The organism is Holtiella tumoricola, from assembly GCF_027857615.1.
Lineage (GTDB): Bacteria > Bacillota > Clostridia > Lachnospirales > Cellulosilyticaceae > Holtiella > Holtiella tumoricola.
This window is the reverse complement of record NZ_JAQIFT010000061.1, coordinates 74,325-95,475: the sequence shown is the minus strand read 5'-3', so window position 1 is coordinate 95,475 and position 21,151 is coordinate 74,325. Positions and strand designations below refer to the sequence as shown.

Below are 21,151 nucleotides of genomic sequence, written 5' to 3'. Positions count from 1 at the left end.
TTATGAATGAAATAAATAGTTTAGGATGGTGGAATGAATATTTTCAAGAGCAGTGGGAAGAAAATAGCGGAAAAGAACAGACTACCTTTTTTGTTAATATAGCATTGGAACACATCTCTACATTTATAAAGAAGGACATTATAGAAAACAAATACAGTATTTGTGATTTTGGATGTGCCTTAGGACAAGGAACAAATATACTAAAACAAGCATTTACAGAATCAAGGATCACAGGTATTGATTATTCAAGTGAAGCTATAAAAAAAGCAAAAAGCATTTATAAGGAACTAGAATTTTTAGAAGGAAGTATTAATGATATAGATTCATTTGATATTATATTTACATCTAATACTCTAGAACATTTTGAAAATCCAATAAGTATGATAGAGGGAATATTAGCAAAATGTAAAAGATATTTTATATGTATGGTGCCATTTGAAGAATATACAAGATGTGAGAGTCACTTATTTACTTTTGAAAAAGAGAGTTTTCCAAAAAAAATAGGTGATTTTGATCTTGTAGCAAGTGAGATTATTGATTGTAGACAATATGCTTCTAGATATTGGGAAGGAAAACAAATACTTGTGATTTATAAGAATAAGGAAAAGGAGTCATTGAATACGGTTATGAAGGATAAAACAAATAATGATAAAGTTAGAATTTGGGACCGTGTTGCTGAAGGCTATATTACAGAGATTACAAATTCAGATATTGAAATTGCTAATAAAATGACTGATGTTTTAGATAAATTAGGTATCGATAGTGGAAGTAAGCTTCTTGAATTAGGATGTGGTAGTGGACATATTTCCGCTATGCTAGGTGAAAAAGGATATAATATTTCTTTATTAGATTTTAGTCCGGTAGCAATAGAAAAATCTAAACAAGTATGTGAAAAATATAATATTGAAGCGACTTATTACGAGCAAGATTTCTTTAAATTAAAAGATATAGAAACGCAAGATGTAATATGGAATAGCGGAGTATTGGAACATTTTGATGAGAAAGAACTCAAGGTATTATTAAAACAGATTAAAACAATAGGTGCAAAATATTTTATATTTTTAGTACCTAATGTTCAATCATTACCATATTTGTTATTTAGATATCATAAAATGGCTCATGAGGAATGGGAATATGATTATGAGTATCTAAGAGATAATTATGAATGTATTATAAATAGTGTAGGTATGAAAGTTATACATACACAATATTTGGCAAAAGAGCTAACAAATTATCTATTTTCGGTAGGAAATAAAAGTAAAGAATATATACAATATTTAAATGAGATGAATAAAAATGGATTATTGCCTACTGAGCAACTCTACTTAAAAATGTATGTAGTTGATATGGAAGGATCAGAACAATCTCTTGAAATTGATACAGGAAATGTAGATGAAATCAAATACAAAACTGATAAATTTGATTTAATAAGTAAAGTAAATGGATATAAACATGAGATAAAAGAGCTTAATGAATATATGGACAAGCAATTAAAGCAAAAAGAACTAGAGGTATTAGAAAAAGATAATGAATTAAAAAGAATATTAGAGCAGTTGGCAGAAGCAGATGAAGTACGATTACAGCAAAAAAAGGAACAAGAAAATCAATTAGATTATTTACAAAAAGAAATAGAGCAATTAAAAGAAGTAAATAATCATAACATTAATCAACTTAGTCTGAAAAATGATGAGATACAAAAGCTAGTTGTAAGTTGTCAAGATAAAGAAGAAAAAATTAATTTTACTAAAGCTCAAATAAAGAATTATGAAGAAACCTTAAAAGAAATTTATGATTCACACTTATGGAGAGTAGGTTTAAAATATTATCGAATTAGAGATAAATTTCCACTAACTAAATGGATACATGGAGTAGCTAAAAAGAAAAGATTACAAAAAAACTTAGAAATGGTTACTAATGAGCAGGCTAATTCAATAGATAATAAAGTAGTAGAGTGTAAAAATATTATAGAAGATATAAATGAACAAGTGGTACAGCCTTCATGTATTACTATGTGTGAAGAGCAAGTAGTAAATCAATCATATACTAAGCAAGATATCATCTTGCTGTCAGTTATCGATTGGGATTTTAGATTCCAAAGACCGCAGCATTTAGCTAAAAATTTAGCGAAGCTAGGCCATCGTGTATTTTATTTTAATGCAAATTATATATCTCCAGATGTAAAGGTTAAAAACATTGATAGCAATTTATTTGAAGTTACATTAGGAAATTCGTATGGAGAAAGAATATACGATATAGAATTTGAGCAATTGACTAATGAGAGCTATAAAAAAGAAATTAGATATATAATGGACCGATATAATATTAGAGAAGCCAATATTATTGTAGAGTATCCAACTTGGGAACCTGTAGCTAGATATATGAAAGAAATATATGGATTTAAAATAGCATTTGATTATATAGATGATTATACAGGATTTGAAGAAACAAATAATAGTGCACTTTTAGTTCATACAAAAAGATTACTTAAAATAAGTGATTTAACTATTGCTACTTCATTATTTCTTCAAGAAAAAGCTTCTCAATATAGCAATAATGTAACCATTATTAGAAACGGTACTGAATTTGAATTCTTTAATAAGGCTTATAGAAAAAATAGAGCGACTGATAATAGGCCTAAGATAGGATATTATGGTGCAATTGCGGAATGGTTTGATGTTGAAAAAATAGCTTATATTGCAAAAAATAAACCTGATTATGATATAGAATTAATAGGACATGTAAGTAGTAATGAAGCTGAAATTCTGAAGCAGTACAAAAATGTTAAATTTTTAGGAGAAAAAGATTATAAATCATTACCTAAATATCTAAAGGAATATGATGTATGCTTAATTCCTTTCCAATCAGATATAGATTTAATTAAAGCAACTAATCCTGTTAAGTTTTATGAATATCTAAGTGCAGGAAAGAAAATTGTAGCTACAGAGATTCCTGAACTTGAACCATTCAAAGATGAATATGTATACTTAGCGAATGAAAATGAAACATTTTTAAGATATGTTGAAATGTGTGTAGAAGAACGCGATACATTAAAATCGCCAGAAGAACTAAGAGAGTTTGCAAAAACACATGATTGGCAAGCACGTTGTGAAGTTTTAGAGGATGAGTTAAAACAAATACATCCACTAGTTAGCATTATATTAGTTACTTATAATAATTTACATTATACAAAACAATGTATGGAAAGTTTATTAAATAAAACAGCTTATCCGAATTATGAGGTTATTATTGTAGATAATGACTCAAAAGATGATACGCCAAACTATTTAAAACAATTAGAAAGAGAACAAGAAGTTGTAAAAGTAATATTAAATGATAATAATTCAGGATTTGCAGGCGGAAATAATATAGGAATTAGAGCAAGTCATGGAGATTATATCATTTTATTAAATAATGATACACTTGTGACTAGAGGATGGGTTACAAGCTTAATTAAACATTTAGATAAAGAGAAAATAGGAATGGTAGGACCTGTAACTAATAGTATCGGTAATGAATCACAAATCAACATAGGATATAAAACTACAGAAACGATGGATAAGTTTGCAATTCAATATACTACCCAACATCAAAATGAAATCTATCAAGATATAAAGGTATTAGCTATGTTTTGTGTGGCAATAAAACGTGATTTGATGGAAGAAGTAGGGCTATTAGATGAAAATTATAAAGTAGGCATGTTTGAAGATGATGATTATTCTATGGCTATCACTCAAAAAGGATATGAGGTAGTTTGTGTAGAAGATACTTTTATTCATCATTTTGGAAATGCATCTTTTAAGAAGCTAGAAGATAAAAGATATCAAGAAATTTTCAATCATAATAAGAATTATTTTGAAGGAAAATGGAATGTTGTATGGACACCGCATAAATATCGAGAAGGTGTAAATATATAGAATGAATAGGAGTTAAGGGATATGAAAATTTTATATTTTTCAACTGTGAATTGGAAATGGATTAAGCAAAGGCCACATTTTATAGCAGAAGGCCTAGCAGATGAAGGTATAGAAGTAGAGTATATTTCTTTAACTCCTTTCTTTAAGCAAAAAATTGATAAATTTCCTGAAGCTAATAAAAACGTATTTGTTAATGATAAATATGTAATTCCTCTAGCATCTAAGATATCATTAATTGAAACTATTAATAGATGCTATATACAGAATATTATTGATAAGCCTTATGATGTTATTATTATTACTCATCCAATTCAATATCAATATTTAAAAAAAACATTAGAATATAATCCTAGAATCATATATGATTGCATGGATAATATTCCTTATTTCTATGAAAAAGAATATAGAAATAAGATAATAGAATTAGAAAATGAGATATGTAAAAAAGTAGACAATATTATAGTAAGCTCTTTCTACTTAAAAGATAAAATGATAAATCAATACGGTATAGAGGAAAATAAAATAACAGTTATTTGCAATGCAGTAGCAAGAGATTTAGTGGAAAGAAAGTATAAAGTAATACCTGAAGAATGGATACTAAAGAAAAAAAATATAGTTTATATTGGTACAATAGGTAAATGGTTAGATATAGATCTATTAATCAAATATGCTATTGCTAATAAAGATGAGAATATATATTTGATTGGACCTAAAGAAAATGAGCTAAAAGTATTACCATCTAATATTTATCTATTACCACCAATTGAACATAAATACATAGTTAGTATTATTGAACAAGCGGAAATTTTAATAATTCCTTTTAAGAGTGGGGAGTTAATAGATGCAGTAGACCCTGTGAAAATTTATGAATATAAATCTTTAAATAAATATGTGCTATGTAGTAGATGGAAAGAAATGATTAAACATGAAGATGATGAAACTATTTACTTTTATGAAGATTTAAAAGAATTTGAAGCACAAATGCATGATATACGAACAAAAAATATTCAAAATATAACTTCCTTAAATAAATGCTATATAGAACAAAATAATTGGGATAAAAGAGTTGAAAAATATTTGGAAGTAGTATTTAAATTATGTAATTAAAAGGAGTACTTATGGAGTGTTCTAGTAAAGCGAATAAATTAAAATATGCTATTATCACTATATTATTGTTACCATTTATTTTATTTCCTATAAAAAATATACTTTTAGGAGTATATAGATGGCATATACAACAACCAGAATCATGGCAAGGTTTGATTGAAGTATGTATCATTATAGGTTTATTAACAATAATATTAAAATTTATACAAAGAAAGTATAAAGTAGTGCTATTTTGGATAACCATAGCTATTTATTTAATGTTAAATGGGGTTATTATACCGGTTATTATAACTTATCTATATTTAGAAGGAGTTAAGCATATTGGACATATTACAAAAGATAAATTAAAAATAAATGCCCCATTAAATAATCATATTTTAGATTTTATAATAGGTATTATTACAGTAAGTCTTTGCATGATTATAATGTCATTATTAGGTATAGGAACAATATCTGATTTAGCAGTATTAGTGTTAGTTTTAACAGGAATAGCTCTAGTTATAAATCATAATATACAATTAATTATTATTGATATTAATAACTATATCAAAGATGAAAAAGAACTAATTATTAATATATTATTTAGTTTTATAGTTGGATTAATATTAGTACAATTTGCGAAATCAAATAGGGGTATAGATTATGATTCAATATGGTATGGATTAAGACCTAGCCATGTATTATTTGGAGATAATTCTTTTTATGATAATTTAGGTTTAGTAAGCTTTGTTTATTATTATCCTAAGCTAATGGAGCTATTTTATGCTCCTATTAGTGGATTTTCAGATTATAGTTTTATATATAGTTTTAATATTTTTGTTTTAGGAATGCTAATCCTTTTGACATATAGTTTTATGAGAAGCTTAGGAATGGAGAAAAAAATAACATTAATTGCATTAGCAAGTATTTTTTCTATACCAGCTATTATTGGAATGGGACCTACAGCTAAAACAGATATTTTTACATGCTTTTTGATTTTATCAGCACATAATCTTTTATATGAATACCTAAAAAATAAAGATTTAAGAACTATGATACTTGCAATTGGAATAGCGGGATTATCATATGGAGGTAAACCAACAAGTCTATTATATACTACAATATTAGTATTTACTTTTATAATAATTGTATTAGTAATGTACATGAAGAAAAAAATTATATTAAATAAAGTAAATGTCAATAAGGGATTAGTTATACTATTTACGATGATTGTACTAGTAGTGTTAGGTGTTATTTATAGAACATATTTATTGACAGGATACCCTACGTATAAAACTGGAGCTAATATCTGGGAGATTATTGGATTTAGTGGTAATTACCCGTTTTATGGAAGTGATGAGATGGGACTAATTGGAGTAAAAACGATTACTTTAGCCCAAATCTTTGATAGAATTTATCAAGCTCTTTTTAATCCAAAAGATTTAGGGCATGTTATTATGACATGGATTGGAAATGGATATGTTTTCTACCTAATTATATTAGTATTATTTAGGAAAAACTTTAACGTGGATAGTACAGTGAAACGTATTTTAGCTCTTAATAGTATGCTATTTGTAAGTGGATTATACTATCTTATTACTATGCCTATACCTGATGGAAACTATTTTATTATTCAACTGGTTAACCTAATCATAATAATATTCTATATATTTAATTCAGCGAATGTAAAAGGTATTAAATATATTATTAAAGGAAGCGCATTTTTATTTATACTATTGCAGTTTGGGATTATGTTTGTAAGCCATTGGTCTTGGCAGTGGGGGACTAGAAAATTCGATTTTAATTTATTTAAAAATAATTTTGAATCTATCCAGATGAATGAGTCTCTTTTTACAAGTAAAGGAATAAATGAGATTAATGAATATTTAAAGGACAAGAATATTAGAGTTGTAGCTAATGGGGATGAAAATATTTTGCATAGGCTAGATAGTAGAGTAGAAGTATTAAATAATTTAGCATCAGGTCATATAGGAAATCCAAATGTATTAAATACTTATGAGGACTTTATTACATTCATTGAGTGGGGGGATATAACAGGATTTATTATAGATAAAGAAGATACTAAGTACCCACAATATGTAGAGTATGTTAGACATATTCAAGAAGAATATCAAACAACAGAGATTGATGACATAAATTATACTTTGGTAGTAATAACTCAATAAAGGAGGGTAGTTATGGAAGATACAAGAAAAATTATATCAGTAGTTATTCCCGTTTACGGATGTAAAGAAGCTATAGTACCATTAACTCAGGAATTAGTTGAAACATTTACAAATAGCATGGATATAGATTATGAAATTATATTAGTAAATGATAAATGTCCACAGAACTCTTGGGAAGTAATAACACAAATAGCCACTCAAAATACTAAAATTAAAGGAATTAATTTAGCTAGAAATTACGGCCAAATGGCCGCAATTCTAGCAGGGCTAGAACAGAGCACAGGTGACTATATAGTCGTAATGGATTGTGATTTACAAGATAGGCCACAAGATATAGTGACGATGTATAATCATCTAATAGCAAATAATTATGACGTCGTTTTTGGAAGACGTATTAATCGACAAGATTATAAGATGAAGAAATTGTTATCAAAAACATTTTATAAAATTTATGATTACTTCGCAGATAGCCAATCAGATTCTACTATTTCTAATTTTAGCGTAAGTAAAAGAATTGTAATCGATAATTATTTAAGGTTAAGAGAGCATAGTAGGGCATATACCATGTATATTAAGTGGATGGGATTTGATATAGGGTATGTAGATATTACACATCAAGAACGTTATGCAGGAGAATCAGGGTATAGCCTTAAAAAACGTATTAAGTTAGCCGTAAGTCATATTACTTCACAGTCCATTAAGCCACTTAAAATTTCTATTGGAGCAGGCATTATATCTTCTGCTTATGCTGTAATCTATGCTTTTATATTAATCGTAAGAAAACTATTTTTCCATATAGATGTAGCAGGATGGACAAGCTTGATGGTATCTCTATATTTGATAGGAGGCTTAATATTGATTAGTATAGGAATATTAGGAATTTATATAGGGAATATATTTGAAGAAGTTAAAAATAGACCAATATATATTATAAAAGAAACTCTAAATAGAGATTAGATGAGAGGAGAAAAGAAATGATTATTGTAATAGGTGGATCTGGTTTTATTGGAAGTTATTTAATAGAAAAACTATTAGAAGAACATGAAGAAGTTATTCTGACAGGAAGAAATCCTAAGGTTATGGAATATTATAAGGGGAGAAATGTTCAATTTATTGAGCTAAGTATGGAGAATGCTGAGGATTTTCTAAAATTACCAACAGAAAATGTATCAGGAGTAGTATTATTAGCAGGGTTATTACCAGCAAATGTTAAGGATTATAACATTTATCAATATATAGATGTAAATATTAAAGGTACGATTAATACATTAGAATATTGTAGAAAAAATAATATTAAAAAGCTAATTTCTACGACTACATATGCAGATGTGCAGAATTTATGGTCAAAAGATAGAGCTATTATAGAAGAGGATAAAAGAGACTTTAATTATACGGGTGATCATGCAGTATATGTTATATCTAAAAATGCAGCAGGAGATATCATAGAACATTATAATCAAGAGTACGATATGCAAGGTTGTATATTTAGGTTACCTATGGTATATGGAGTAGGACCACATGGAAGTATTTATGTTGATGGAGTTCTTAAAAAATCAGGTATTCAAACGTTTATTGATAAAGCAATTAATGGAGAAGATATTGAGATATGGGGAGATGCTTACTTAGAAAGAGATATTGTATATGTTAAAGATGTTGTACAAGCTATCTACAAAGCATTAAAAACATCTAATGCTAAGGGCCTTTATAATATGACATCAGGACAAACAGTAACTTTAGAAGAGCAAGTAAAAGTTATTATAGACTTATTTACACAGGATAAAAAATCTAAAATTGTGTATAGACCAGAAATGAAAAATACAGGAACATCATTCCTATTTAGTATTGAAAAAGCACATAAAGATTTTGGATATACTCCAGAATATAAAGACTACAGAATTATGATGGAAGACTATAAGAAAGAACTTAGTAAGCATAGTTATGATTTCTTAATACAGAGTAGAGTGAAAAACTAGGGGGCTTATAATGAAAAAGATTGTTGTAATTGGGGCTAATGAATTTCAATTACCCTTAGTAGAAAAGATTAATGAATTAGGATATGAAAGTCATGTAATAGCATGGGCAGAAGGTGCTGTTGCAAAAGAAATAGCATATGAATTTTATCCTATTAGTATAACAGAAAAAGAAAAGATTTTAGAAATTTGTAAAGAAATTAATGCAGATGCAGTATTAACAGCCGGTTCAGATCTAGCTGTTAATACTGTTAATTATGTTGCTAATAGAATGGATTTAATAGGAAATAGCGAAGAATGTACCTTGGTATCAACTAATAAATACAGAATGAGAAAAAAATTTGAGGAATGTAATGTACCTTCACCAAAATTTATTAAGTTATCAGAACATGAAAAATTAGCATATGACTTTAAGCCACCCATTATTATAAAGCCCACAGATCGCTCAGGGAGTAGAGGCATTACAAAGGTAGAGCAGATAGAGAAGCTTGATAGTGCTATAAAAAGAGCGAGAGAAGAATCATTTGATAAAGAAATACTTATTGAGGAATATATTGATGGTAATGAGTATAGCATTGAAACAATTTCATTCCAAGGCGAGCATCAATTACTTAATATAACTCAAAAGTTTACAACAGGAAGCCCACATTTTATTGAAACAATGCATTTACAACCAGCTATTAATCAAGAGGTTGATAAAGAAGAGATAAAAAGAATTACATTTAAAGCTTTAGATGCACTAGATATTAAATTTGGTGCAGCACATACGGAATTAAAAATTAACAAAGAGGGCGCAATTAAAGTAATAGAAATAGGTTCTAGAATGGGTGGAGATTATATAGGCTCACATCTCGTTCAACTTTCAACCGGATATGATTTTTTAAAGGCTATTATAGATGTATCTTTAGGTAATGAGCCAGAAAAATTAAATACGCAAAAAAATAATTTTGCGCTTGTAAAATTTATTTTTTCAGACTTAGATAAAAAGCAATTAAATAAAATCCAGGAAGAATATAAAGAATGTATCTATGAAATTGGTAAAATTGAAATTACTAATCAAGCTATTAAGAGTAGTACAGATCGATATGGGCACTATCTATTACAGATTAATAATGAAATTTTATTAAATGAAGTGTTGAAGGTATTGATAAATGAAAATTAGTAAAGAAAAGATAGGGATTTTTATAGTATTAAATTTAGCTTTTTTGATATATAGTTCAAGTAGTGTAGTAGCTAAAATAAATGCATTAACAAATAATCCTCTAAGCATAAGATTTTTTCTCTTTTTTGGAGTACAATTATTTGCAATGGTAGTATATACAGTTTTATGGCAGATTTCGATTAAAAAGTTAGATTTAAATATAGCTTTTTCGTTAAAAGCTATTACTATTATATGGTCTTTGATATTTGCAAAGTATATTTTTAATGAGGCAATTACATTTAATAATATATTAGGAGTACTCATTATTATAGTAGGGATTGTGGTGGTGGTAAGACATGAATAAATATATTATTTTAATTTTAATTATGGTATTTATTTCTGCCATATCTCAGATTATGTTAAAAATAAGTACTAATAAAATCCATAAATCTAAAATTAGAGAAATTATAAATCCTTTAGTTATAGGAGCATATGGGATATTTTTTGCAGTCATGATTATTAATACCATTTTATTAAAACATGTAGATTTAAAATTTATTCCTGTTGTAGAAAGTACAGGATATATCTATATATTAGTTTTATCAGCTCTTATTTTAAAAGAAAAAATAACAAAAAGGCAAATAGTTGGAAACATTATTATTATTATTGGTATTATAATATTTAATTTATAAATTTATATGAATGATGGGAGTAATAACATGATTAACTTTAACTTACCTCCTTTTACTGGAAATGAAGTAGAATACATTAGACAAGCTATTAAAAATAATAAAATTTGTGGTGATGGAGAGTTTACTAAGGGTTGTAATAAATGGATAGAAGAAAGATTTGATATACAAAAAGCATTACTTACGACTTCATGTACACATGCTTTAGAAATGACAGCCTTATTAGCAGATATTCAACCTGGGGATGAAGTGATTATGCCTTCATTTACATTTGTGTCTACAGCGGATGCTTTTGTAATGAGAGGAGCAAAAATTGTATTTATAGATATTAGACCAGATACAATGAATATAAATGAAGAATTAATAGAGGCAGCAATTACTAATAAAACTAAAGCTATAGTACCTGTGCATTATGCTGGAGTAGCATGTAATATGGATAAGATTATGGAAATTGCCCAAAAGTATAACTTGTTTGTTATTGAAGATGCAGCTCAAGGTGTAATGTCTACTTATAAAGGGCAAGCTTTAGGAACTATAGGACATTTTGGATGCTATAGTTTTCATGAAACTAAAAATTATAGTATGGGAGAAGGTGGAGCACTCCTGATTAAAGACTATAAGTATATTGAAAAAGCTGAGATTATAAGAGAAAAAGGTACAGATAGAAGCAAATTCTTTAGAGGACAAGTAGATAAATATACATGGGTAGATTATGGATCTTCTTACTTACCAAGTGAACTCAATGCAGCATATTTATATGCTCAATTAGAAGAAGCAGACAAAATTAATGAAGCTAGATTAAATATATGGAATACTTATAATAAAGAGCTTAAAGAATTAGAAATGTCTGGGATGATTCAACTTCCATATATTCCAGAGGACTGTGTACATAACGCTCATATGTACTATATAAAATTAAAGGATATAAAGCAAAGACAAGAGTTTATTGCATATATGAAAGAAAATGATGTACAAACAGTATTTCATTATATTCCTCTTCATAGTGCTCCAGCAGGGAAAAAGTATGGTGTATTTCATGGAGAAGATGAATATACCACTAAAGAGAGTGAACGTTTAGTAAGATTACCATTATATTATGGTTTACAACAAGAAGAAGTGGAACATATTGTTAGAATGATTAAAGAATTTTTCAGATAAAACCTAAGGAGTAGATAGGTGGTATAGATGATCTCAATAATAATACCTAATTATAATGGAATAAAATATTTAGCTGAGTGTGTAGAAGCAATTAAAGGACAATTAGAAATTATTATTGTAGACAATGCATCTACGGACAGTGACTATAATGATATAAAAAAGCGATATCCTGAAATTATATTTAAGCAACTTGATAAAAATTATGGATTTAGCAGAGCAGTTAATGAAGGTATCAAAATGGCCAAAGGTGAATATATTTTACTATTAAATAATGACACTAAAATATATGACGGATTTATAGAAGCTCTTTTGAAATGTATGGAAAGTGATCCAAAAACTTTTGCTGTTTGTAGTCAAATGATACAATATCATGAACCATCATTAATTGATGATGCAGGAGACGAGTATAATTTACTCGGATGGGCATATAAGAGAGGTGATGGTAAGAAGGTAGATACCTATAAAGCATCAGAACAAGTATTTAGTGCTTGTGCTGGCGCTGCTCTTTATCGGAAATCTATTTTTGAAAAAATAGGATATTTTGATGAGCAATTCTTTGCATATATGGAAGATGTAGATATTAGTTATCGTGCACGTATTTATGGATATAAAAATATGTATTGCCCAGAAGCGAAAGTTTTACATATTGGGAGTGCGACATCAGGAAGTAAATATAATGCCTTTAAAGTAAAGTTAGCTGCAAGGAATAATATTTATGTACCTTATAAAAATATGCCTTTATTACAGTTGCTTATTAATATGCCTTTTTTATGCATAGGATACTTAATTAAATATATTTTCTTTATTAAAAAGGGCTTTGGAAAAGAGTATGCAGAAGGTTTTAGAGAAGGATTGAAGACTTTAAGGCAAGTGAAAAAGGTACCTTATAGACAAGAACATATTAGGAATTATATTAAAATTGAAAGTTTACTGGTAAAGAATACATTTAAATATATGTACGCTAAGTTGATGGAAAAATAAAGGAGGTCACTATGAGGATATTACTTACAGGTAGTAATGGGCAACTGGGCTTGGCCTTAAAAGAAGAATTTAAAAAACTAGGCAATGTCTTTGAAGTCATTAGTACAGACTATGATACTTTAGATATTACAAATTTAGAGCAAGTCGAAGAGAAGTTAACACATGAGCAGGTTGAGGTAGTGATCAACTGTGCAGCACATACAGCTGTTGATAAATGTGAAGAAGACATAGAAAATGCTTATAAAATTAATGCTATAGGAGCTCGTAACTTAGCAGTAGTATGTGAGAAGCTAGGTGCAAAATTAGTACAAGTATCTACAGATTATGTATTTAGTGGAGAGTTCAATAATGTAATGGTAGAAGATATAGCATATGAAGATGTATTAAGTGAGCGTATTGAAAGAGCTAAATTAAGCCGACCTTGGAGAGAAGATGATGGGGTAGCCCCTCAGAGTATTTATGGGACAAGCAAGCTTATGGGTGAAGAACTTGTACGTTCTCTTTGTCATAAATATTTTATTGTGCGTACAGCATGGCTCTATGGTGAAGGCAACAATTTTGTACGTACAATGCTTAAACTTGCAGAAACAAATACAGAACTTAGTATTGTTGGAGATCAATTTGGTAATCCAACTTATGCAAAGGACTTAGCTATAGCGATTGTTAACCTTATTCAAACAGAATACTATGGTACTTATCATGGTACATGTGAAGGAACTTGTTCTTGGTATGATTTTGCTAAGAAGATCTTTGAAATTAAAGAAATTGAGATTAAATTAAATAAGGTAACGAGTGAACAGTTTGTAAGGCCAGCTAAAAGACCTTTTTATTCTTCACTAGATAACTTTATGCTTAAGTTAAATGGCTTAAATACATTTAGGACATGGGAAGAAGCATTAGAAGATTATTTAGATAGTGAAGATAGATAAGGGGGAAGTACAATGGGTAAAATTAAAGTTATTCCAACAACAATCAAAGACCTTTATATCATTGAACCACAAGTGTTTGGTGATGCGAGAGGTTATTTCATAGAGAGCTACTCTGAAGCAGATTTTGTAGAAGCAGGGCTTACAATGAAGTTTGTACAAGATAATGAGTCACGCTCAAAGCGTGGGGTACTCCGAGGCCTTCACTTCCAAACACAACATACACAAGGGAAGCTTGTACGTGTTGTAGAGGGGGAAGTCTATGATGTAGCTGTGGACCTAAGAGAAGGTTCACCTACATTTGGTAAGTGGGAAGGTGTATTGCTTACAGCTGAGAACAAACGTCAATTCTATGTACCAGAAGGCTTTGCACATGGTTTCTTAGTACTATCAGAATACGCAACCTTCCAATATAAGTGTACAGACTACTATGCACCTGAGTATGATGGGGGCATTAGATGGAATGATCCGGATATAGGTGTGGAGTGGCCACTTGAGGGAATTGAAGAAGTACTTTTATCAGATAAAGATCAAAAACAACCTATGTTTGCTGAATTTGTAGCAAAAGAAAACCCATTTAAATACTAAGAATTTAAATAAAATAGAACACAAAATACAATGAAGTATAGAAAGCTAGTATTACTTAAAATGGCGATGATTAGGAGGCCAAATTAAGTAATACTAGCTTTTTTGTTAATCAATAAGTTAAAATAAGAAATAATTGCTAGGTGTAGGTCCTATAGGTATGTGACTTAAAAGATGATATAATAATCTTAAGATACATTAACGGATAAGGTGAAAACTATGAAACTATCGATTATTATCGTCAATTATAATACCTATAGATTAACTAAGCAGACTATTGATTCTGTATTAGAAAAAAAGCTTCCATTTGAATATGAAATCATGCTTGTAGATAACAAGTCTATGGATGACAGTATGGAGAGGTTACAGCAAGACTACAAGGATGAGATTGCTAAAGGAATTGTGAATATCACTTTAAATGAGGCAAATTTAGGATTTTCAAAAGCGAATAACATTGGGATAAGAAAATCTAAGGGGGAGTATGTATTACTTCTTAACTCAGATACTTATGTGGTAGAGGATTGTTTAGAACAGAGTATCCATTATATAGAAACATATAATAAGGTAGCTGATAATCAAGGCGAAGCATATAATGAGTGTGCCACAACAAGTATAGAGGGACAGTCAATGCAAAGAACCAGTGAATCAGCATCATCTCAAGTTGCCCATACACAGGAAGATGTATTAGTAAGTAGGGCGGGGGATATGAGACAAATAGGTGCATTAGGCTGTAAAGTAGTTCTTCCAGACGGTACCCTTGACCATGCATGTAAGCGAGGCTTTCCTACACCTAAGGCATCTTTTTATTACTTTATGAAATGGCATAAAAAGGATCCGGTTAAGTATGGGCTTTATGATGCATTACATCTAGGTGAAGATGAAGTGGGAGAGGTAGACTGTCTTATGGGTGCCTTTATGCTCATGCCACGAGAAGCACTAGATAAAGTAGGAATATTAGATGAAGATTTCTTTATGTATGGTGAGGACATTGACCTGTGCTATCGTATTAAACAAGGTGGTTATAAGATTATATATTACCCAGAGGCGCAGATTATCCACTATAAAGGGGGAAGTTCAAAGAAGCGACGTAATAAAGTTATCTACGACTTCCACAATGCAATGTGGATATTTTATAAGAAACATTATGTGAAAGAATACAGCATGTGGATAAATAGTTTAGTACGACTAGGTATTTTAGCAAAATGTGGTTTAGAGCTTACTAAGAATGCTATGAAACCTCTTAGAAAATTAGATAAAGCTCTTGAAAGCAGAGAAAGTAGTTCAACATTATCTGAATAAGATTATTTTATAAGGTATTAATGAAGCAGTAAATACTATAAAAAGGATGGTAAATGCTAAGCCTGTATTTTTAGCATTTACCATCTTTTTTATAGCTATAGATTACTGTTGTTTTTATATTTTTTTATCATTGTACGGAATTGACTTACTGTAACGCCTAATTCTTTACTGGCTGTTTCTAAGGTATAAATACGTTGCTGCCACTTTTCATAAATAGGGTAAAATTCATCGGGGATTGGAGTAGGGAAACGCCCTAAATGTTTTCCTTGTGCTTTAGCAAGGGCGATACCTTCGGCTTGACGTTGCTTAATATTTTCACGTTCAGACTGGGCGACATAGGAGAGAAGCTGTAGAACAATATCGGAGATTAATGTACCAATTAAATCTTTATTTGTTCTTGTATCTAAAATAGGCATGTCTAGGATAACAATATCAGCCTTTTTATTTTTAACAATTTCTCGCCACTCCTCTTGAATATCATCATAGTTCCTTCCTAAACGATCAATACTTTTTATGACAATAACATCTCCTTCTTTCAACTTTCGCTTTAACTTTTGGTATTGAGGCCTATTAAAATCCTTTCCTGATAACTTATCACAGAAAATATTTTTTTCAGCAATCCCCCAGCGTAAAAGTTCAACTTTTTGTCTTTGAATATTTTGTTCAAGAGTAGAGACTCTCATATATCCATAGTAAGTTTTCATAAAAAAGTCCTCCTATCATTAATATTATGATAAAAGGAGATGTTATTTATACTCAAGTTTATTATGCTAATAAGGTACACCTTTGTAGCAAAGTATATTTCTGAAATTATTATATATTTTTTTGGATAATACTACAATGTTTTTAAATAAAAAATAGTAATTATTAATAAAAATTTTTTTGTTTTTGCTAATTAAACTAAGAGTAGAGCAACGTTACAAAGGTGTACCTTTATAAATAATAAGAGAGGACTTAGTAAATTTATGAATTAAGAGACATTTATGGACTGGTTATTTTTACAAACATGTAAAAGGAGGAAATAATATAATGAAATCCTATATAAATGTTAGTAATATACTTGAATATAAAAATAATAAGAGTTTTTATTTATATGATAAGATTTGTATGCTTAAAATACAAAATGCAAATTTATTACTTATGTATTTAGGAGAAGATTATTATTATGAATATTTGGAACAAGTAATTTCAGAGATATATATTTATCTACAAAAAGATAATATCAATCATAGCCTTTATCCTTATATTCTTGATAATAGTACTTTAATAGTAGCTGGAAAAATGGAAATGGAAGAAGAAAAGTTTTTGGAAATAACAAGAAGGCTCTACAAAAAGTTTTATTACATTAAATTAAATAGGCCTAATCTACCTATGCTAATGAGATTTGCAGTGGTTATTAGACAGGGAGATATGATGAAGTGCGCTATTGAAGCCTTATATGCAGAAAGGAATCTACAAAGGAACTATATCGTTTATGAAGAGGATATAAGTAAAGATGCAGATATAAGACAAGAGTTGAATGTTATTAATACCATTTATTGGGCTATTGAAAATGATGGGGTTATACCCTATTATCAAGGTATTTATAATAATAAAAAAAGATGTATTGATAAATACGAGGCATTGATGAGAATTAGGGATAGAGATGGAAATATTTATGCACCCGTTTATTTCATGGAAGTTGCTAAAAAGTACAATGTTTATACAAAGTTAAGTAAAATAATGATTAAGAAGATTTTTCAAGAAGTAGAAAATAGAAATATGAACGTTTCAGTTAATCTTTCTATCTATGATATTAGTTCCAGTGAGTTTAAAAAAGTTTTGTTTAAACTCCTAGAGAGCAGACAATCAGATGCTCTAATTATTTTTGAGATTATAGAAGATGAAGTTTTTAAGGATATTTTCTTATTAAAGCAATTTATAAAGGAAGTTAAAAAGTATGATATAAAAATAGCAATAGATGATTTTGGGGCGGGCTATTCTAACCTAGCTAAAACGACAGAGATCTGTCCGGACTATATTAAGGTTGATGGGAGTATTACTAAGAATATTCATAAATGTAAAAAGAATAGGCATATTTTAAAGTCAATCATTGAACTTGCTAAAAATATGAATGCCTATACCGTTGTAGAATACGTAGATAACCCAGAAATTCAAGGCTATCTAGAAGAGTATAAGGTTGACTTTTCACAAGGTTATTATTTTTCAAGACCCCTTCCTATTGAGCAATTAGAACTATAAAAAGAGATAGAGACAATATATCAAACTATTCAGGAAAGATTTATTTTATATATTTATTAAGAAGATAATAAAACTAGCATTATAAGCAAGTTTTGAGTATAATTAGACAGGTGTATAGTTAGACTATATATTAAGAAAAAATTGTAAGTTACAATTGAACGGGAGGAATAGTAAATGGAGAAAAAATCAATCTTTAAGCTAAGCACAAAGCAAGTTGTTGCCATTGGTATTGGTGCAGCGCTTTATGCAGCAGCTTCTATGATTTCAATTAACGTAGCGCCAAACACATCTTTAAGACTTGCGGTAGCACTTTTATGTATTTTTGGTGCCATCTTTGGACCAGTAGTAGGGTTCTTAGTAGGATTCATCGGACATGCCTTAAATGATGCCATCTCTTATGGTAGCGTATGGTGGAGTTGGGTATTTATGTCTGCTTCAATTGGTCTTTGTACAGGTTTTATTGTTTTAAAAGCAGATTTTGATTTACTTAAAGGTAAGATTAAAGGTGTACACATTGGGCTTTTATATGCTTATGCAGTGCTTGGGGCACTTCTTGGTAGTATACTTTCTTATGTAGGGGATGTATTCTTCTATGGTGAGCCAGCAGAGAAAGTATGGCTTCAAATTATTGTAGCCAATATCCTTAACCTTATCGTAGTAGGTGCTATTGGTATACCAGTTGTTATTGCTATTGGTAAACTTAAAGGCAAATCTACAGACTTAGAAGAATTAGAATAATTCACAACCAAATATAAATTAGAGACCATATTTAAATGCATAAAATAGATGCAAAAATGTGGTCTTTTTTGTTGCAAAATAAAGAATTATAAAGTTAAAAAATAGTAAAATATTGATTTTATGTATTACGTATTATAAAATGATATACGTACAAAAATATTTTTTAGTTTATTAAGGAGGAGTATAATGCGTTTAAATCTTAGATTAAAAAAAGCATTAGCAATGGTCGCAGTGTCGGCAGTAGCAGTAACAACAGTTCCAGCAACTGTATTTGCAGCTGATTATGATACACACTGGGCTAAAGAAATGATCGAAAAATGGTCTGAAAAAGAAGTTTTAAAAGGGTACGAAGATGGTACATTCAGACCAAACGGGGCAGTTACTCGTGGGGAACTTGCAGCAATGATTGTAAGAGTATTTGGTCTTACAGATACATCATCAGCAGCAAAATATACAGATGTTGAAAATACAAAATGGTATGCAGCGGACATCCAAAAGGTATCTTCAGCAGGTATTATGAATGACTACGCAGATGGTACATTCAAACCAGAAGCACAAGCTACAAGAGAAGAAGCAGCTTACGCTATTGCAAAAGCTTACCAAGTTGCAACAAATGATGAAACAAGCAGTTTCACAGACCAAGCTCAAATTGCTGATTGGGCAGAAGCAGAAATCGCAGCTTTAGTAGCTGGTGGCTTCTTAAATGGTAATCCAGATGGTAGCTTCAGACCACAAGCAACTTTAACACGTGCAGAAGCTGTAACAATGGTACATAAAATCACTGCTGATCTTGTAAACGTAGCAGGTGTATATTCACAAGATACAGAAGGTAACCTTGTTGTAAATACAACAGGCGTTGAACTTAGCGATATGACAATCACAGGTAACTTATATCTTGCAGAGGGTATTGGTGAAGGTGAAGTGAAACTTAACAACGTAACAGTACTTGGCGATATCATCGTTGAAGGTGGTAGCGTAAATACTATTAAAGTTGAAGGTCAATCAAAAGTAAATAACATTATTGTTGATAAAGCTGGTAAAAACCCAGTTAGAGTATTATTCGGTAACTTAGTAGAAGCTAAAGGTACAGTTACTCTTAAATCAAATGCAACAATCGAAGGTAATGTGCTTGCACTTACTAAAGTTGTAGTAGATGGTGCAAAAGAAGTTCAACTTGTTGGTGGAATGAAAATTGAAGAAATCGTAGTTAACCAAACAACAGAGCTTGCATTAGTTGACGGTGTAACTGTTCAAACAGCTACAATCAATGAAAAAGCTGAAGGTACACTTTTACGCGGTAGAGGTGCTGCTAGTAGCGTCAAATACATCAACGTTAATGCAAATGGTTTAGAACTTAAAAAAGGCTTTAAATATAATAAAGATAATGTAAAAGTTGCAGCAACAGTTACAACAACACCTAAGTTCCCAGAGTCTGGCGGCGGCGGTGGCGGTGGCGGTAGCTCAAGTGGCGGTGGCACTGTTACAGAAAAAGCAATCACTATTGAAAGCTTTATCGTAAACGTTAATGGAACTTATAAAGAAATCAAAAATACAAACAACACATTTAATGTAGTAGTAAATGCAAAAGCAAATACTGTTACAGTAAATGGTACAGAGTTTAAAGGGACAGACAAAATTGCATCTATCTCTGCTAAAGAAGCAAATGGTCTTAAAACAGTTAAAGTTTATGCTACAGATAAGTTAGCTCAAAATATTGAAATGGGTACTGCATATACAGTTAAAAATTTAGCTGATATGGTAAATGCTAAACAAGCAGATCTTTTCAACATTCTTTCAACTGTTGAAGGTCAACTTGGTGAAGATTACTATGCTAAAGCTGTAGCATTATTAACTAATGCTATCGGTGATTTAAATGACTACGCAAATGCAAACAAAGAAGTATCTGTAGACTATATGATGGGTCGTGCAGAACGTGTACGTGCTAAATTAGCTCAAAATAATGCAGCAGATCTTTATGCAAAAGTTGAAGGTGCTCTTAAAACATATGGTGTAGAATTATTTGGTTTAGAGACAGAAACACCATCATTAACAGCTAAAGTATTTGTTACAGGTGTAGAATCAGGTTACGAAGTAGATACATTTACAGTAAACTTAGAATACAAATAAGTAACTATTTAAGAGGATATATCTACCAAGATATATCCTCTTATAAATATAAAAATCTAATAGGTTTTAAAAGATTATATTTTATGCTAAAATGAAATATGAATGAAAAA

The 21,151-nt window shown here is 29.8% G+C and carries 17 protein-coding genes; 16 read left to right on the top strand and 1 reads right to left on the bottom strand.

Annotation, left to right across the window (positions count from 1 at the left end):
- Nucleotides 1-2 precede the first annotated feature (2 nt).
- The 13 genes from PBV87_RS17200 to PBV87_RS17140 all read left to right on the top strand — a co-directional run bounded on the left by PBV87_RS17200 (nt 3) and on the right by PBV87_RS17140 (nt 15,935).
- Nucleotides 3-3,914 carry a glycosyltransferase gene (locus PBV87_RS17200; protein ID WP_271013101.1) on the top strand — a complete coding sequence of 1,304 codons (3,912 nt, stop codon included), beginning with the start codon at nt 3-5 and terminating at the stop codon, nt 3,912-3,914.
- 21 nt (nt 3,915-3,935) lie between these two features.
- Nucleotides 3,936-5,021 (top strand): glycosyltransferase, encoded by a 1,086-nt coding sequence (locus PBV87_RS17195; protein WP_271013100.1) that lies wholly within the window; start codon nt 3,936-3,938, stop codon nt 5,019-5,021.
- 11 nt (nt 5,022-5,032) lie between these two features.
- Entirely contained in the window at nt 5,033-7,186 is a 2,154-nt protein-coding gene (locus PBV87_RS17190) for a hypothetical protein (protein ID WP_271013099.1), read from the top strand.
- 12 nt (nt 7,187-7,198) lie between these two features.
- On the top strand, nt 7,199-8,143 hold the full coding sequence (locus PBV87_RS17185; RefSeq protein WP_271013098.1) for a glycosyltransferase family 2 protein: 945 nt from the start codon (nt 7,199-7,201) through the stop codon (nt 8,141-8,143).
- A 17-nt stretch (nt 8,144-8,160) separates the two neighbouring features.
- A complete protein-coding gene (locus PBV87_RS17180) occupies nt 8,161-9,159 on the top strand; it encodes an NAD-dependent epimerase/dehydratase family protein (protein WP_271013097.1) in 999 nt (332 codons plus the stop codon).
- Between the two features lie 10 nt (nt 9,160-9,169).
- Nucleotides 9,170-10,318, top strand: coding sequence for an ATP-grasp domain-containing protein (locus PBV87_RS17175; protein WP_271013096.1), 1,149 nt, complete (start codon nt 9,170-9,172; stop codon nt 10,316-10,318).
- The gene (locus PBV87_RS17170; protein WP_271013095.1) at nt 10,308-10,661 is read left to right on the top strand and encodes an EamA family transporter; all 354 of its coding nucleotides are present in this window, start codon (nt 10,308-10,310) and stop codon (nt 10,659-10,661) included. The genes PBV87_RS17175 and PBV87_RS17170 overlap by 11 nt, the downstream gene beginning before the upstream one ends.
- The gene (locus tag PBV87_RS17165) at nt 10,654-10,989 is read left to right on the top strand and encodes an EamA family transporter (RefSeq protein ID WP_271013094.1); all 336 of its coding nucleotides are present in this window, start codon (nt 10,654-10,656) and stop codon (nt 10,987-10,989) included. Before PBV87_RS17170 ends, PBV87_RS17165 begins: the two co-directional genes overlap by 8 nt.
- A gap of 27 nt (nt 10,990-11,016) precedes the next feature.
- Complete coding sequence (gene rffA / locus PBV87_RS17160; RefSeq protein ID WP_271013093.1) at nt 11,017-12,144, top strand: dTDP-4-amino-4,6-dideoxygalactose transaminase; 1,128 nt, start codon at nt 11,017-11,019, stop codon at nt 12,142-12,144.
- A gap of 27 nt (nt 12,145-12,171) precedes the next feature.
- The gene (locus PBV87_RS17155) at nt 12,172-13,125 is read left to right on the top strand and encodes a glycosyltransferase family 2 protein (RefSeq protein WP_271013092.1); all 954 of its coding nucleotides are present in this window, start codon (nt 12,172-12,174) and stop codon (nt 13,123-13,125) included.
- An 11-nt stretch (nt 13,126-13,136) separates the two neighbouring features.
- Nucleotides 13,137-14,054, top strand: coding sequence for a dTDP-4-dehydrorhamnose reductase (rfbD, locus tag PBV87_RS17150; RefSeq protein WP_271013091.1), 918 nt, complete (start codon nt 13,137-13,139; stop codon nt 14,052-14,054).
- Nucleotides 14,055-14,066: 12 nt separating this feature from the next.
- On the top strand, nt 14,067-14,639 hold the full coding sequence (rfbC, locus tag PBV87_RS17145) for a dTDP-4-dehydrorhamnose 3,5-epimerase (RefSeq protein WP_271013090.1): 573 nt from the start codon (nt 14,067-14,069) through the stop codon (nt 14,637-14,639).
- 216 nt (nt 14,640-14,855) lie between these two features.
- A complete protein-coding gene (locus PBV87_RS17140; RefSeq protein WP_271013089.1) occupies nt 14,856-15,935 on the top strand; it encodes a glycosyltransferase in 1,080 nt (359 codons plus the stop codon).
- A 95-nt stretch (nt 15,936-16,030) separates the two neighbouring features.
- On the opposite strand, the gene PBV87_RS17135 is transcribed toward PBV87_RS17140, so the two are convergent.
- Complete coding sequence (locus tag PBV87_RS17135) at nt 16,031-16,639, bottom strand: recombinase family protein (protein ID WP_053982982.1); 609 nt, start codon at nt 16,637-16,639, stop codon at nt 16,031-16,033.
- Between the two features lie 325 nt (nt 16,640-16,964).
- Between PBV87_RS17135 and PBV87_RS17130 the strand changes: the two genes are divergently transcribed.
- The 3 genes from PBV87_RS17130 (at nt 16,965) to PBV87_RS17120 (ending at nt 21,041) form a co-directional block, all read left to right on the top strand.
- Nucleotides 16,965-18,176: an EAL domain-containing protein gene (locus tag PBV87_RS17130; protein WP_271013088.1), complete on the top strand. Its 1,212-nt coding sequence runs from the start codon at nt 16,965-16,967 to the stop codon at nt 18,174-18,176.
- A 174-nt stretch (nt 18,177-18,350) separates the two neighbouring features.
- Nucleotides 18,351-18,914, top strand: coding sequence for an ECF-type riboflavin transporter substrate-binding protein (locus PBV87_RS17125; RefSeq protein WP_053982984.1), 564 nt, complete (start codon nt 18,351-18,353; stop codon nt 18,912-18,914).
- A 186-nt stretch (nt 18,915-19,100) separates the two neighbouring features.
- A complete protein-coding gene (locus tag PBV87_RS17120; RefSeq protein WP_271013087.1) occupies nt 19,101-21,041 on the top strand; it encodes an S-layer homology domain-containing protein in 1,941 nt (646 codons plus the stop codon).
- The last annotated feature ends 110 nt before the right edge of the window (nt 21,042-21,151 follow it).

Excerpts from the sequence above, each read along its gene's own strand:
- PBV87_RS17200 (WP_271013101.1), top strand. The coding sequence starts at position 3 with ATGAATGAAATAAATAGTTTAGGATGGTGGAATGAATATTTTCAAGAG.
- PBV87_RS17195 (WP_271013100.1), top strand. The coding sequence starts at position 3,936 with ATGAAAATTTTATATTTTTCAACTGTGAATTGGAAATGGATTAAGCAA.
- PBV87_RS17190 (WP_271013099.1), top strand. The coding sequence starts at position 5,033 with ATGGAGTGTTCTAGTAAAGCGAATAAATTAAAATATGCTATTATCACT.
- PBV87_RS17185 (WP_271013098.1), top strand. The coding sequence starts at position 7,199 with ATGGAAGATACAAGAAAAATTATATCAGTAGTTATTCCCGTTTACGGA.
- PBV87_RS17180 (WP_271013097.1), top strand. The coding sequence starts at position 8,161 with ATGATTATTGTAATAGGTGGATCTGGTTTTATTGGAAGTTATTTAATA.
- PBV87_RS17175 (WP_271013096.1), top strand. The coding sequence starts at position 9,170 with ATGAAAAAGATTGTTGTAATTGGGGCTAATGAATTTCAATTACCCTTA.
- PBV87_RS17170 (WP_271013095.1), top strand. The coding sequence starts at position 10,308 with ATGAAAATTAGTAAAGAAAAGATAGGGATTTTTATAGTATTAAATTTA.
- PBV87_RS17165 (WP_271013094.1), top strand. The coding sequence starts at position 10,654 with ATGAATAAATATATTATTTTAATTTTAATTATGGTATTTATTTCTGCC.
- rffA (WP_271013093.1), top strand. The coding sequence starts at position 11,017 with ATGATTAACTTTAACTTACCTCCTTTTACTGGAAATGAAGTAGAATAC.
- PBV87_RS17155 (WP_271013092.1), top strand. The coding sequence starts at position 12,172 with ATGATCTCAATAATAATACCTAATTATAATGGAATAAAATATTTAGCT.
- rfbD (WP_271013091.1), top strand. The coding sequence starts at position 13,137 with ATGAGGATATTACTTACAGGTAGTAATGGGCAACTGGGCTTGGCCTTA.
- rfbC (WP_271013090.1), top strand. The coding sequence starts at position 14,067 with ATGGGTAAAATTAAAGTTATTCCAACAACAATCAAAGACCTTTATATC.
- PBV87_RS17140 (WP_271013089.1), top strand. The coding sequence starts at position 14,856 with ATGAAACTATCGATTATTATCGTCAATTATAATACCTATAGATTAACT.
- PBV87_RS17135 (WP_053982982.1), bottom strand. The coding sequence starts at position 16,639 with ATGAAAACTTACTATGGATATATGAGAGTCTCTACTCTTGAACAAAAT.
- PBV87_RS17130 (WP_271013088.1), top strand. The coding sequence starts at position 16,965 with ATGAAATCCTATATAAATGTTAGTAATATACTTGAATATAAAAATAAT.
- PBV87_RS17125 (WP_053982984.1), top strand. The coding sequence starts at position 18,351 with ATGGAGAAAAAATCAATCTTTAAGCTAAGCACAAAGCAAGTTGTTGCC.
- PBV87_RS17120 (WP_271013087.1), top strand. The coding sequence starts at position 19,101 with ATGCGTTTAAATCTTAGATTAAAAAAAGCATTAGCAATGGTCGCAGTG.